This window comes from Phytohabitans rumicis (assembly GCF_011764445.1).
Classification (GTDB): Bacteria; Actinomycetota; Actinomycetes; order Mycobacteriales; family Micromonosporaceae; genus Phytohabitans; species Phytohabitans rumicis.
On sequence record NZ_BLPG01000001.1, the window covers coordinates 1,943,205 to 1,956,349 of the forward strand.

Consider the following 13,145-nt stretch of genomic DNA (forward strand, 5'->3'; position numbering starts at 1 on the left):
CCGCAGACTGTGGTCTGGGTCTCATCGGAAAGCACCGTTGCGTTCATTAAGTTCACCGCGGGGACCTGGAACGGAAACACGCACATGACACGTCGTTGGAGCATCGCCGGGCAGCTCTTCGCCCTCCAGGTGCTGGTCGTGAGCCTCCTCGTGGCGGGCGGCACGGCCGGCGCCGTCCTGCTCGCGCGCGCCGACGCCCGGGACGCGGCGAGCGAAAAGGTGCTGGCCGTGGCGTACACCGTGGCCAACGCACCGTTCGTGGCGCAGGCGCTGCGCTCGCCCGATCCGACCAGCCGGCTGCAGCCGTACGCGGAGGCCACCCGGCTGGCGACGGAGACCGACTTCGTCGTGGTGATGGCGCCCGACCGCACCCGGTACACGCACCCCACCCAGGCGCTGATCCACAAGCAGTTCAGCGGCACGATCGACGCGGCGCTGGCCGGCGGCGAGGTCGTCGAGGAGTTCACCGGCAGCCTGGGCGAGTCGGTGCGCGCGGTGGTCCCGGTGCGCGACGACGGCAACCAGATCGTCGGCTTGGTCTCGGTCGGCATCACGACCGAGACGATCAATCGCAAGCTGCTGCACCAGGCACCCACCGTCGCGACCGCCACCGCCGCCGCGCTGCTGCTCGCCGCCGCCGGCGCGTGGCTGCTCAGCCGGCGGCTGCGCCGCCAGACCCACGGCCTCGGCCCCGCCGAGATGACCCGGATGTACGAGTACTACGACGCCGTCCTGCATTCGGTACGGGAGGGTCTGGTGGTGGTCGACCGCGACGGTCGGGTGGCGCTGGTCAACGACGAGGGACGGCGCCTGCTCGACCTGCCCGACGGCGGCGTGACCGACCGCCAGGTGACCGAGCTGGACCTGCCGCCCGCCGTCGGTGAGCTGCTCGCCTCCGGCCGCCCCGCCGCCGACGAACCGGTGCTGGCCGGCACCCGCGTCCTGGTGGCCAACCAGCAGGTCACCCGCTTCGACGGCCGGCCGCTGGGCACCGTGCTGACCCTGCGCGACCACACCGAGCTGCGCGCGCTGACCGGCGAGCTGGACTCCGTACGCGGGCTGACCGAGGCCCTGCAGGCCCAGGCGCACGAGGCCGCCAACCGGCTGCACACCGTCCTCACCCTGGTCGAGCTGGGCCGCTCCGACGAGGCCGTACGCCTCGCCACCGCCGAGCTGGCCCTCGCCCAGCAGCTCACCGACCAGGTGGTGGGCGCGGTGACCGAGCCGGCCCTCGCCGCGCTGCTGCTGGGCAAGTCGGCGCAGGCCAGCGAGCGCGGCGTCGAACTGGTGATCGACGAGGACTCCCGGCTGGACGGCGAGCCGCTGCCCAGCCGCGACCTGCTGACCGTGGTCGGCAACCTGGTCGACAACGCCCTGGAGGCGGTCGCCGGCACCGACCCGCCCCGCAAGGTCACCGTGCTGGTCCGCTCCTCCGCCGAGGAGGTGCTCATCCGGGTCACCGACACCGGCCCCGGGCTGCCCGCCGACCACGTCGCCGACGCGTTCCGCCGCGGCTGGTCCACCAAGCAGCGGGAGGGCCGCGGGCTCGGACTCGCCCTGGTCGGCCAGGTCATCGAGCGGTACGGCGGCCGGTACGAGGTGGCGTCCGGCCCCGGCGCCGCCATCACGGTCTGGTTGCCTGTTCTCAAGAGGCACAGTTCATGACCATCCGAGTACTCGTCGTCGAGGACGAGCCGCTGATCGCCGAGGCGCACCGTGCCTATACCGAGCGGGTGACCGGCTTTTCCGTGGTGGGCGTCGCGCACACCGCCCGCGACGCGATGGCCGTGCTGCGGGGCGAGCCCGTCGACCTCGTACTCCTGGATCTGAATCTGCCCGACAAGCACGGCCTGGACGTGTGCCGCGCGCTGCGCGCGGCCGGGAGCGGCACCGACGTCCTAGCCGTGACGTCCGCGCGGGACATCGCGATGGTCCGGGCCGCGGTCGCCCTGGGGTGACGCACTACCTGCTCAAGCCGTTCACGTTCGCGGCGTTCCAGGACAAGCTCATGCGGTACGCCCAGTACCGCAGCCAGGTGCTCGCGGCCGGCGAGGTGGCCGCCCAGCACGAGGTGGACCGGGTGTTCGCGATGCTGCGCGGCGAGTCGACCGGCTCGCTGCCGAAGGGCCTGGACGCGGGCACGCTCGACCTGGTCCTGGCCGCCCTGCGGGCCGACCCGAGCGGCCTGTCGGCGGCCGAGGTGGCGGCGCGCACCGGCACGTCCCGGGTGACCGCCCGCCGCTACCTGGAGCACCTGGCCGAGGCGCGCCGCGTGGTCCGCGCCTCGCGCTACGGCGCCCCCGGACGCCCCGAAGTCGAATACCGCCCGGCCTAGCGGATGTTGCCGGTGTGGCCTAGCGAGTAGCGGCCGGGCTGGGGCCAGATGGTCAGCCCGTGCGGGCCGGCGCCGACCGGGATGCGGGCCAGCAGCTTGCCGTCCGCCGTGCTGATCGCGTACACCTCGCCGTCGTACCGGCCGGAGAGCCACAGCACCGTCCCGTCCGCCGAGACGCCACCCATGTCGGGGCTGCCGCCGCCCGGGATGCGCCAGGTCGCGGCCGGCTTGAGGGTGGCGGTGTCGAGCACGGTGATGGTCCCCTCGCCCCGGTTCGACACGTACGCCCGCGCGCCGTCCCGGCTGAAGTAGATGCCGTGCGTGCCCTTGCCGGTCTTGATGAAGCCGGTGCGCCTGGTGGCGGCGCCGTCGAAGACGTAGACGCCGTTGGCGTGCATGTCGGCGACCAGGAAGTGCTTGCCGTCCGGGGTCAGCCGGGTGTCCTGCGGCATCCCGTGCGGCACCACGTCGAGGTCGAACTGGCGCAACTTCTTGTGTGTGGTGCCGTCCAGCACGATCATCCGGTTGGCGAACTCGCAGCTGAACAGCATCGTCTTGGCGTCGGCCGAGTAGTCCATGTGGTTGATGCCGCCGCACTCGGGAAAGTGCAGCGACTTCGTCCGCTTCCACGTCTTCGGGTCGTAGAAGTCCAGCCGCTGGTACGCCTCGGCCACCACGATCGCGCTCTTGCCGTCCGGCGTGAAATACAGGTTGTAGACGTCCTGCACGTTGATCAACTTGCCCGACTTGCCGGTACGCGGGTCGATCGGCACCAGCCCGCCGGTCGGCACCCGGCTGGAGGCGACGTAGAGGGTGCGCAGGTCGTACCCCGGGACGACGTGCTGCGGCTCCGGCCCACCGTAGAAGGTGTCCACCACCTTGTACGTCTTCGGGTCGATCACCGTCACGTCGTCGCTCATCGTGTTGGGCACGTAGACCAGCTCGCGGTGGCCCCGCACGGTCTCGCTGAGCATCCCCGGCCCGGCCGCGGCGTACACGTTGAGCGGCGCGGCGGCCGCCGGGGTCGCCGCGGTGGCAGGCTCGGCGGGCGTCACGGTGGACGCGGGCGGCTTGGCGTCCCCTTCGCCGCCGCACCCGGCGACGAGGACCAGCGCGAGCGTTCCGGCGATGAACGGCCTGAGCGTCAACACCCTCAGACGTTAGCCAAAATGCCCCTTTTGCCCGACCCGAACGCCAAGATCGCCCAAGCCCCACCCACCCCGCGCGTAGTAGGGCGCGCCCGAAGGCAGGGTAGCCCGATAGCCGCGGTGATCATGAAGTTAGCGTCAGGGCAAGCGCTCTCCCCCACGCTAACCTCATGATCACCGCAGGCTGGCGTCGATCGCTCGCCGGGATCTTGGGCCCGGTTATGTCGGACACGTCCGGACGCAAGATCCCGCCCTGCCCCACCAAGTCCACTGGTGCGGCCACCGCCACCCGCCACCCGCGTGAGTGGAACGCCAGTGCTGTTACCCGGCGGCCAAGACAGCACTGGTGTTCCACCGACGCCACCCAGCCGCTCGGGCGCGCTCGAAAGGCGCGCTCCGCCACCCCGAGCGCCGCCGCCCGCACCCACGCACCGCCACGGTCCGCCGATCAAGGATTTCTACGTCGATCAAGGGCAAACGGCCGCGGATTGGAGATCAAACCACGACCGTTTGCCCTTGATCGACGCACGAGAGGGAGCACGCACGAGAGCGCGCACGCACGAGAGGGAGCGCGCGGAGGGCGCAGGGAGGAAGAGCGAGGAAGGACCAAGGTCAGCCGACGGCGGCCATGATCTCGTCGGAGACGTCGAAGTTGGCGTAGACGTTCTGCACGTCGTCGCAGTCTTCGAGCACGTCGATGAGCTTGAACACCTTGCGCGCGCCCTCCTCGTCCAGCGGCACGTTCACCGACGGGACGAAAGACGACTCGGCCGACTCGTACTCGATGCCCGCGTCCTGCAGCGCGGTCCGGACGGCGACCAGGTCGGTCGGCTCGCTGACCACCTCGAACGCCTCGCCGAGGTTGTTGACCTCCTCCGCGCCCGCGTCCAGCACCGCCATCAGCACGTCATCCTCAGAGACGCCGGACGACGGCACGATCACGACGCCCTTGCGGGTGAACATGTACGCCACCGAGCCCGCGTCCGCCAGGTTGCCGCCGTTGCGGGTCAGCGCCGTCCGCACCTCGGTGGCGGCGCGGTTGCGGTTGTCGGTGAGGCACTCGATCAGGATCGCCACCCCGTTGGGCCCGTAGCCCTCGTACGTGACGGTCTGGTAGTCGGCTCCGCCGGCCTCCAGGCCCGAGCCGCGCTTGACCGCGCGGTCGATGTTGTCGTTGGGTACGGAGTTCTTCTTGGCCTTTTGGATGGCGTCGTAGAGCGTGGGGTTACCAGCCGGGTCACCGCCGCCCGTACGGGCCGCTACCTCGACGTTCTTGATGAGCCGGGCGAAGAGCTTGCCCCGCTTGGCGTCGATGACCGCCTTCTTGTGCTTGGTCGTCGCCCACTTTGAGTGGCCGGACATCAAGCCCTCCTATCCCAGAAACCCGCGCACCAGTTCCACGAAGTAACGGTGGACCCGCAGGTCTCCGGTCAACTCCGGATGGAAGGCCGTGGCGAGCAGACCGCCCTCCCGAACCGCAACGATCCTACCGGCGGCGGTACCAAGCACCCGCACCTCCCCGCCCACGCTCTCCACCCAGGGCGCGCGGATGAAGACCGCGTGGAACGGTTCGTCGAAATCGGCCAGCGTCACCGGCCCTTCGAACGAGTCGACCTGCCGGCCGAACGCGTTGCGCCGCACGGTCATGTCGATGCCGCCGAAGGACTCCTGGTCGGGGCGGCCGTCAAGAATCCGGTCGGCCAGCATGATCATGCCGGCGCACGAGCCGTACACCGGCATGCCCCCGGCGATCCGCTTGCGGATCGGCTCCAGCAGGCCGAACTCGACGGACAGCTTGCTCATCGTGGTCGACTCCCCGCCGGGGATGACCAGCGCGTCGACCGAGTCCAGCTCCGATGGGCGGCGGACCGGAGTGGCGGTCGCGCCACACGACGACAGGGCCCGCAGGTGCTCCCGCACATCCCCCTGCAGGGCGAATACCCCTATGTTCACCAACCGCGCTCCGCCAACCGGTGCGGCTGCGGGATGTCGTCGACGTTGATGCCGACCATGGCCTCGCCCAGGCCGCGGGAGACCTTGGCGATCACGTCCGGGTCGTCGTGGAACGTGGTGGCCTTGACGATCGCGGCCGCCCGCTGGGCCGGGTTGCCGGACTTGAAGATGCCCGAGCCGACGAACACGCCCTCGGCGCCGAGCTGCATCATCATCGCGGCGTCGGCCGGCGTGGCGATGCCGCCCGCGGTGAAGAGCACGACCGGCAGCTTGCCCGTGGCCGCGACCTCCTTGACCAGCTCGTACGGCGCCTGCAGCTCCTTGGCCGCCACGTACAGCTCGTCTTCCGGCAGCGAGGTCAGCCGGCGCAGCTCCGCCCGGATCTGGCGCATGTGCGTGGTCGCGTTGGAAACGTCGCCGGTGCCCGCCTCGCCCTTGGAACGGATCATCGCGGCGCCCTCGGTGATCCGGCGCAGCGCCTCGCCCAGGTTGGTCGCCCCGCACACGAACGGCACCGTGAACGCCCACTTGTCGATGTGGTTGGCGTAGTCGGCCGGGGTCAGCACCTCGGACTCGTCGACGTAGTCGACGCCGAGCGCCTGCAGCACCCGCGCCTCGACGAAGTGGCCGATGCGGGCCTTGGCCATCACCGGGATGGAGACGGCGCTGATGATGCTGTCGATCATGTCGGGGTCGCTCATCCGCGACACGCCGCCCTGCGCGCGGATGTCGGCGGGCACCCGCTCGAGCGCCATGACCGCGACCGCACCGGCGTCCTCGGCGATCTTGGCCTGCTCGGCGGTGACCACGTCCATGATGACGCCGCCCTTGAGCATCTCGGCCATGCCCCGCTTGACGCGGGCAGTGCCGGTGACGGGCGCACTTGACTGCGTGGTGATCTCGGCCATGACCAGGATTTTAGTCCCGGCCCAGGACCCCTCCCACAGCCAATCGCCCCCTAGGTGGCCTGCTCCACAACGGGCACGGCCGCCGGCGCGAGGACCGGGTCGTCGATGTCGAAGTAGGCCGGTGCGGCGTGCCGGCGGGTCATCCGCAACAGGCGTACCACCGGGCGGCGCCGCGCGGTCAGCGCGTCCCGGACCAGGTCCGTGTGCACCTGCCGGGCCAGGGCGAGCCGCCGGCTCGCCGCCACCAGCCCGTCGGCGTCCACGGCGAGGGCCACCGTCCGCAGCTGCCGGGTCAGATCATTCTCCGCGGCCTCGCGCTCGCCCGGCACGGCGTCCAGCGCGATCCGGGCCGCCGCGTAAAGCTCACCCGCCGCGCGCTCTTCCGCGAGTACGGCCGCCGCGGCGGCCCGGCGCAGCAGGTGCGCGTCGAGGGCCTTGGCCGCGGCCGCCGCCCGGGCGTGCAGGCGGTCGACCCGGCTGGCCGTCCAGGTCAGGTACGTCGAAACGAGCGCGACCACGGTGACCACGCCCACGACCCACCACATGCCCGGAATGGTAGAGGGTCTTAACTGGGCTCTTGTTCCATCACCCTGCCGTCGGTGGCCTCGATCGCCGTGGCGTACACCTCCAGGACCCGCCCGGCGACGACCGGCCAATCGAAGTCCCTGACCACCTGCTGGGCGTGCGCGGCGAGCGCGGCCCGGCGCGCGGGGTCGTCCAGCAGGTCCGCCACGCACCCGGCCAGCGCGTCGGTGTCGCCCACCGGAAACAGCTGGCCGGCCCGCCCGCCGTCCAGCACCCGGCGGAACGCGTCGAGGTCGCTGGCCACGATCGGGGTCCCGGCCGCCATCGCCTCCGTCAGGATCATCCCGAACGACTCACCGCCGGTGTTCGGGGCGACATACAGGTCGACGCTGCGCAGCATCCGCGCCTTGTCCGCTTCGGACACCTTGCCCAGGTACTCCACCCGGTCGTGCAGGTCGGAAGGCACGCCGTCGAGCAGTTCGTCGCGCTCGCCCGGCCCGGCTACCAACAGGCGCAGGCCGGGCCGCTGCCGGGCCAGCGCCACGTACGCCGTACGCAGGTGCGCGAAGCCCTTGCGCGGCTCGGTGAAGCGGCCCAGGAAGCCGAGCGCGCCGCCGTCGGCCGGCCAGCCGGGCAGCGGCACGGCGTCGGCGAACTTGGCCACCGCCACCCCGTTCGGGATCTCCACGGCGCCGCCGGCCATGTGCTCCACCTGCACCTTGCGGGCCAGCGCGCTGACCGCGATCCGGGCGGTGATCCGCTCCAGCACGAGCTGCAGCAGGCCCTGCGCGGCGGCCATCGCCCGGGACCGGGTCATCGCCGTGTGGAACGTGGCGACCACCGGCCCCCGCGCGGACAGCACCGCCAGCATCGACAGGCTCAGCGAGAACGGCTCGTGCACGTGCAGCACGTCGAACTCGCCCCGGGACAGCCACCGCCGCACCCGCGCGGTCGACACCGGCCCGAAGCTGATCCGCGCCACCGACCCGTTGTAGGGGAACGGCACCGACCGCCCGGCCGGCACCACGTACGGCGGCAGCGGCGCGTCCTCGTCCGCCGGTGCGAGCACGCTGACCTCGTGCCCGAGCGCCATCAGCGCCTCGGCGAGGTCCATCACGTGGTTCTGGACGCCGCCTGGGACGTCGAAGGAGTACGGGCACACGATGCCGATCCGCACTGCGGCCCCCTCCCTGTGTTAGATCTGTGCGGTTGCCGGGCTGTCCAGCCACAGTCGCTGCAGCATGTGCCAGTCCTCGGGGTACTGGGCGATGCCCGCCGCCAGGCCGTCGGCGACCTGCTGGGTCAGCGCCCGCGCCCGCTGGTCGAGGGGGCCGTCCGCGGGCACCGTGAGCGGGCCGGCCAGGGCGCCCCGGGCGCGGTCCTCCTCGTACCACATGGTGACGGTGTATAGCGGGCAGCCGGTACGCAGGGCCAGCAGCGCCGGCCCGGCGGGCATCCGGGCCCGGCCGCCGAAGAAGCTCACCTCGACGCCGCGGGCGGACAGGTCCCGGTCGGCGAGCAGCGGCACGACGTACCCCTGCTGGAGGCGCTCGACCAGGACGTCGAACGCGCCGCCGTCGGCCGGCAGGATCTCCATGCCCAAACCCCGCCGGTACGCGAGGAAGCGCTGGTAGACGCCCTCGGGCTTGAGGCGTTCGGCGACCGTGACGATGGGCCAGCCGCGGGCGGCGACCCAGGCGCCGGCGGCGTCCCAGTTGCCGCCGTGCGGGAGCGCCACGACCGACCCCCGGCCGGCCGCGACGTTCTCGGCGAGCATGTGGTCGCCGTCGAGGCTGAAGTCGCGCAGGATCTCCTCCTTCGACCGCGACGGCAGCCGGAACGCCTCCATCCAGTAGCGCGCGTACGAGCGCAGTGCCCGCTTCAAGAGCGCGTCAAACTCGCGCTCCGACGAATCCTGGCCTACCACCCTGCGCAAGTTGGCAGCTAGCCGCCGCGTACCCCTGCCGCGTTTGCGCGCCGCGTAGTCGGCGCCGGCCCGGAAGGCCGCCGCCGCGACCGGCCTGGGCAGCGCCCGGACCAGCCGCCACCCGGCGGCATACCCGATTTCGGCGAGGCTGAGCCGGCTGGTTCCCTCGCTACGCTCGGTCATACGTTCGTGTTCGCGTTCGCTTGCTTGTAGACGTGCGCGATGCGCTGGCCGACGGTGATCACGGACAGCCCGGCGAGGATCCACAGCGCGGCCGGCAGCGCCCACGCGAGACCCAGCCCGGCCAGCAGGCCGCCGACGCCGACGCTGAGCAGCCGCTCGGGGCGTTCGGCGATGCCGACGTTGCAGGTCATGCCGAGGCCCTCGGCACGGGCCTTGACGTAGGAGACGATCTGCCCGACGGCCAGGCAGAGCAGCGCCGCGACCATGCCCCAGCGGTCGTCCCGCGTGGCCAGGTAGTACGCCACCGCGCCGAAGATGCCGGCGTCGGCGACCCGGTCCATCGAGGAGTCGAGGAACGCCCCGAACTTCGTCGAGCCGCCCTTCATCCGGGCCATCGTGCCGTCGAGGAAGTCGGTGAGCGCGAACACGACCACGATCGTGAGTGCGATGATCAGGTGGCCGCGGGCACCGAAGCCGATCGCGCCGACGAGCACGCCGACGGTCCCGGCCACCGTGACGGCGTTCGGAGTGATACCCAGCTTGAGGAGGGCGCGGGCAATGGGCTCTGCGACGGAGCTGAGGGCCGTCCGAGCGGATACGCGGAAGATCTTCGCCATGGCGGCTCTCACGATAACGGTCCGCGGACCTCGACCGGGCCGCGGCCAGGCTGTGTTACTTCGCGCGTCGGGGTTGTGTACGGCGTGTTGCGGGTGTGGGATCGAAGGGCGAACGTGAGGTAGCTCACGCTCATCGGCTGAGGGAGGTTCTCCGGTGGCGCAAAAGAGTCAGGAGAAGGGAGTCACCGGCTCCGCGCCGGTGGTGGACGCGCCCGGCAGGGTACGCAACGTGGTGCTCGTCGGGCACTCCGGCGCAGGAAAGACCACGCTGGTCGAGGCGTTGCTCGCCGCGACCGGCACGATCCCCAGAGCCGGGGCGGTCACCGAGGGCACCACGGTCTGCGACCACGACGCCGCCGCGGTCAAGCAGCAGCGGTCGGTGAGCCTGGCCTGCGCTCCCCTGGTCCACAACGGCATCAAGGTCAACCTGCTGGACACCCCCGGATACGCCGACTTCGTCGGTGAGCTGCGCGCCGGGCTGCGCGCCGCCGACGCCGCCCTCTTCGTGGTGTCCGCCGTCGACGGCATGGACGCGGCCACCGCCGCGCTGTGGGAGGAGTGCGCCGCGGTCGGCATGCCCCGCGCGGTCGCCGTGACCCGGCTCGACCACCAGCGGGCCGACTTCGACGAGACGGTGGCTTTGTGCCAGCGGGTGTTCGGCGACAACGTGCTCCCGCTGTACCTGCCGATGCTGGGCGACGACGGCGAGTCCACGGTCGGCCTGATGGGGCTGATCACGCGGCGGGTCTTCGACTACACGGACGGCTACCCGCCCGAGGTCCGCGACCCCGACCCCGAGCACCTGCCGGCCATCGACGAGGCCCGCAACGAGCTGATCGAGGGCATCATCGCGGAGAGCGAAGACGAGACCCTGATGGACCGCTACCTCGGCGGCGAGGAGATCGAGGTCGAGGTGCTCATCACCGACCTGGAGAAGGCGGTCGCCCGCGGCCACTTCTACCCGGTCGTGCCCGTCTGCGCGGAGACCCAGGTCGGCCTCGACGCGCTGCTGGAGCTGCTCACCGCCGCGTTCCCGACGCCGCAGGAGCACGACCTGCCCGCGGTCACCGGCATCGACGGATCCCCGCAGCCGCCGCTGACCTGCGACCCGAACGGCCCGCTGGTCGCCGAGGTGGTCAAGACCACCATCGACCGGCACGTCGGGCGGGTCTCCCTGGTCCGGGTCTTCTCCGGCACGCTCCGCCCGGAGGCCACCGTGCACGTCTCCGGCCACGGCATGGAGGACCGCGGCCACCCCGACCACGACGCCGACGAGCGGATCGCGCACATCTACTCGCCGCTGGGCGCGTCCCTGCGCGAGGTGCCCGCCGCCATCGCCGGCGACATCTGCGCGATCACCAAGTCGGGCAGCGCGGAGACCGGCGACACGGTCTCGGCCAAGGACCACCCGCTGCTGGTCGAGCCGTGGGAGATGCCCGAGCCGCTGCTGCCGGTGGCCATCGTGGCGAAGAGCCGCGCCGACGAGGACGCCCTGGCGAAAAACCTGGGCCGCCTGGTCGCCGGCGACCCCACCATGCGCCTGGAGCGCAACGCCGAGACCCACCAGCTCGTGCTGTGGTGCATGGGCGAGGCGCACGCCGACGTGGTCCTCGACCGGCTCCGCGCCGGCGGCGTCGACCTGGAGACCGTGGCGGTACGCGTGGCGCTGCGCGAGACGTTCGGGGCCGGCTCGGCCGGTCACGGCCGCCACGTCAAGCAGTCCGGCGGCCACGGCCAGTATGCGGTCTGCGACATCAGGGTGGAGCCGCTGCCTCGGGGCAGCGGTTTCGAGTTCGTGGACAAGATCGTGGGCGGCGTGGTGCCGCACAACTACATCCCGTCGGTGGAGAAGGGTGTCCGCGCCCAGATGGAGCGCGGCATCGTCGCCGGCTACCCGGTGGTGGACCTGCGGGTCACCCTCTTCGACGGCAAGGCGCACAGCGTCGACTCCTCGGACGCCGCGTTCCAGACCGCGGGCGCGCTCGCGCTCAAGGACGCGGCCGAGAAGGGCCAGCTGACCCTGCTCGAACCGGTCGACGAGATCGTCATCCGGGTGCCCGACTCGTTCGTCGGCGCGGTCATGAGCGACATGTCCAGCCGCCGCGGCCGCGTCCTCGGCACCGAGGCCGACCCGAGCGGCAACGAGCGCACCCTGGTCCGCGCCGAGGTCCCGGCCACGGAGTTGGTGAGGTACGCGGTGGAGTTGCGCTCCATGACCAGCGGCGCCGGCACCTTCACCAGGACCTTCGCCAGGCACGACCCCATGCCCACCCACCTGGCCGAGCAGGTCAAAAAGGAACACGCGTCCGCCTGACCCGTCCCGTCTCTCCAAGTTGATCAGGGAGTTTGTCTGGCGTGTCGCGGCGCGCCGCTAGACGAACTCCCTGATCAACCGCTCGACCTCGGCGTAAGCGTCCGGCGGGAGAGGGCCCCGCGACAGCGCCCCGGCGTTCTCCTCCACCTGGGCCACCGTGCGGCAGCCCGGGATCGGGATCGTGTGGCCGTTGCGGGCCCAGAGCCAGCCCAGCGCGCCCTGCGCCAACGTACGGCCGTCCGCGGTCAGCGCCTCCCGGACGGCGGCCACCCGGTCCAGCCACTCCGGCGACGGCTTCCCGTCCCGGAAGAACGACAGCCAATCCGGCGCGATCCCCCGTACGTCGTCCGGCCCGAGCGTCGACGCGGCCGTGAACTTGCCGGTCAGCAGCCCCATCGCGAGCGGCCCGCGGTTGATGCTGGCCAGGTCGTACTTGTCCACCACCGCCAGCACCTCGGGCGAGTCCTGCAGCACCGACATCGCGTGCTGGATGGCCACCGCACCGGCCTGGGCGTACACGGTGGCGCGGTCCGCGAAGTCCGTGCTCCAGCCGTACGCCCGGATCTTGCCGGCGTCCACAAGGGACTCCAGCACCGGGAGCAGCTCCCGCGCCTGCGCGATCGGCAGGTCGTTCAGGTGCAGCTGATAGAGGTCGATGTGGTCGGTGCCGAGCCGGCGCAGCGAGCCCTCCACGGCCGTACGCAGGTACGCCGGCGACGCGTCCGTGCCGGTGAGCTGCCGGGTCGACTCGTCGAAGACGTTGCCCCACTTGGTGGCGATCACCACCTCGTCCCGCCGCCCGGCGAACGCCCGCCCCACGATCCGCTCGCTGTGCCCGGTGCCGTACACGTCGGCGGTGTCGAAGAAGGTGACGCCTAGCTCCAGCGCGCGGCGCAGCGCCCTGATCGACTCCTCGTCGTCCACCCGGCCCCAACCGAGCGGCTGCTCCCCCGCCCAGAACGGCCCGCCGATCGCCCAGCACCCGATGCCGAGCGCACTCACCTCGATGCCGCTGTGTCCCAGAGTCTTCATGCGTGACACGGTTCCAGTTCGAGCACGCTGGAAGTCAAGCGCCGCCCCCGCAACCGGGACGCCAGCAAGATCCGGACAAAACTCCGCGGGTGTGACCCGACCGCCCCGCCGATCAAGGAAAACCGCGTCGATCAAGGGCAAACGGTCGTGGTTTGGAGATCAAAGCACGACCATATGCCCTTGATCGACGCGAGCCGCGAGCT

13 protein-coding genes are annotated in these 13,145 nt (G+C 71.5%); 4 read left to right on the forward strand and 9 right to left on the reverse strand.

Annotated elements, in window-relative coordinates; translation table 11 throughout:
* The first annotated feature begins 84 nt into the window (after window positions 1-84).
* The 3 genes from Prum_RS08200 to Prum_RS51165 are packed head-to-tail and all read left to right on the forward strand — an operon-like array spanning window position 85 to window position 2,335.
* Window positions 85-1,665, forward strand: coding sequence for a sensor histidine kinase (locus Prum_RS08200; protein ID WP_173075329.1), 1,581 nt, complete (start codon window positions 85-87; stop codon window positions 1,663-1,665).
* Window positions 1,662-1,958 carry a response regulator gene (locus Prum_RS51160; RefSeq protein ID WP_246277737.1) on the forward strand — a complete coding sequence of 99 codons (297 nt, stop codon included), beginning with the start codon at window positions 1,662-1,664 and terminating at the stop codon, window positions 1,956-1,958. The genes Prum_RS08200 and Prum_RS51160 overlap by 4 nt, the downstream gene beginning before the upstream one ends.
* Window positions 1,955-2,335 carry a helix-turn-helix domain-containing protein gene (locus Prum_RS51165; protein WP_246277738.1) on the forward strand — a complete coding sequence of 127 codons (381 nt, stop codon included), beginning with the start codon at window positions 1,955-1,957 and terminating at the stop codon, window positions 2,333-2,335. Before Prum_RS51160 ends, Prum_RS51165 begins: the two co-directional genes overlap by 4 nt.
* Here the strand turns inward: Prum_RS51165 and Prum_RS08210 are convergent.
* The 8 genes from Prum_RS08210 to pgsA all read right to left on the reverse strand — a co-directional run bounded on the left by Prum_RS08210 (window position 2,332) and on the right by pgsA (window position 9,596).
* Entirely contained in the window at window positions 2,332-3,486 is a 1,155-nt protein-coding gene (locus tag Prum_RS08210) for a YncE family protein (RefSeq protein WP_246277739.1), read from the reverse strand. The genes Prum_RS51165 and Prum_RS08210 overlap by 4 nt on opposite strands.
* A 609-nt stretch (window positions 3,487-4,095) precedes the next feature.
* Window positions 4,096-4,845 (reverse strand): YebC/PmpR family DNA-binding transcriptional regulator, encoded by a 750-nt coding sequence (locus tag Prum_RS08215; protein WP_173075331.1) that lies wholly within the window; start codon window positions 4,843-4,845, stop codon window positions 4,096-4,098.
* Window positions 4,846-4,854: 9 nt separating this feature from the next.
* A complete protein-coding gene (gene pdxT / locus Prum_RS08220) occupies window positions 4,855-5,436 on the reverse strand; it encodes a pyridoxal 5'-phosphate synthase glutaminase subunit PdxT (RefSeq protein WP_173075333.1) in 582 nt (193 codons plus the stop codon).
* Complete coding sequence (gene pdxS, locus Prum_RS08225) at window positions 5,433-6,344, reverse strand: pyridoxal 5'-phosphate synthase lyase subunit PdxS (RefSeq protein ID WP_173075335.1); 912 nt, start codon at window positions 6,342-6,344, stop codon at window positions 5,433-5,435. Before pdxS ends, pdxT begins: the two co-directional genes overlap by 4 nt.
* A gap of 50 nt (window positions 6,345-6,394) precedes the next feature.
* Entirely contained in the window at window positions 6,395-6,898 is a 504-nt protein-coding gene (locus Prum_RS08230; protein ID WP_173083528.1) for a hypothetical protein, read from the reverse strand.
* Between the two features lie 11 nt (window positions 6,899-6,909).
* Window positions 6,910-8,046, reverse strand: a complete 1,137-nt coding sequence (locus Prum_RS08235) for a glycosyltransferase family 4 protein (protein ID WP_173075337.1) — start codon at window positions 8,044-8,046, stop codon at window positions 6,910-6,912.
* A gap of 18 nt (window positions 8,047-8,064) precedes the next feature.
* On the reverse strand, window positions 8,065-8,979 hold the full coding sequence (locus Prum_RS08240; protein ID WP_173075339.1) for a phosphatidylinositol mannoside acyltransferase: 915 nt from the start codon (window positions 8,977-8,979) through the stop codon (window positions 8,065-8,067).
* Entirely contained in the window at window positions 8,976-9,596 is a 621-nt protein-coding gene (pgsA, locus tag Prum_RS08245) for a phosphatidylinositol phosphate synthase (RefSeq protein ID WP_173075341.1), read from the reverse strand. Before pgsA ends, Prum_RS08240 begins: the two co-directional genes overlap by 4 nt.
* Before the next feature lie 154 nt (window positions 9,597-9,750).
* On the opposite strand from pgsA, the gene Prum_RS08250 reads away from it, so the two are divergent.
* Window positions 9,751-11,910 carry an elongation factor G-like protein EF-G2 gene (locus Prum_RS08250; RefSeq protein WP_173075343.1) on the forward strand — a complete coding sequence of 720 codons (2,160 nt, stop codon included), beginning with the start codon at window positions 9,751-9,753 and terminating at the stop codon, window positions 11,908-11,910.
* Between the two features lie 57 nt (window positions 11,911-11,967).
* Here Prum_RS08250 and Prum_RS08255 read toward each other — a convergent pair whose 3' ends face one another.
* Window positions 11,968-12,951, reverse strand: coding sequence for an aldo/keto reductase (locus tag Prum_RS08255; protein WP_173075344.1), 984 nt, complete (start codon window positions 12,949-12,951; stop codon window positions 11,968-11,970).
* Window positions 12,952-13,145: the final 194 nt, after the last annotated feature.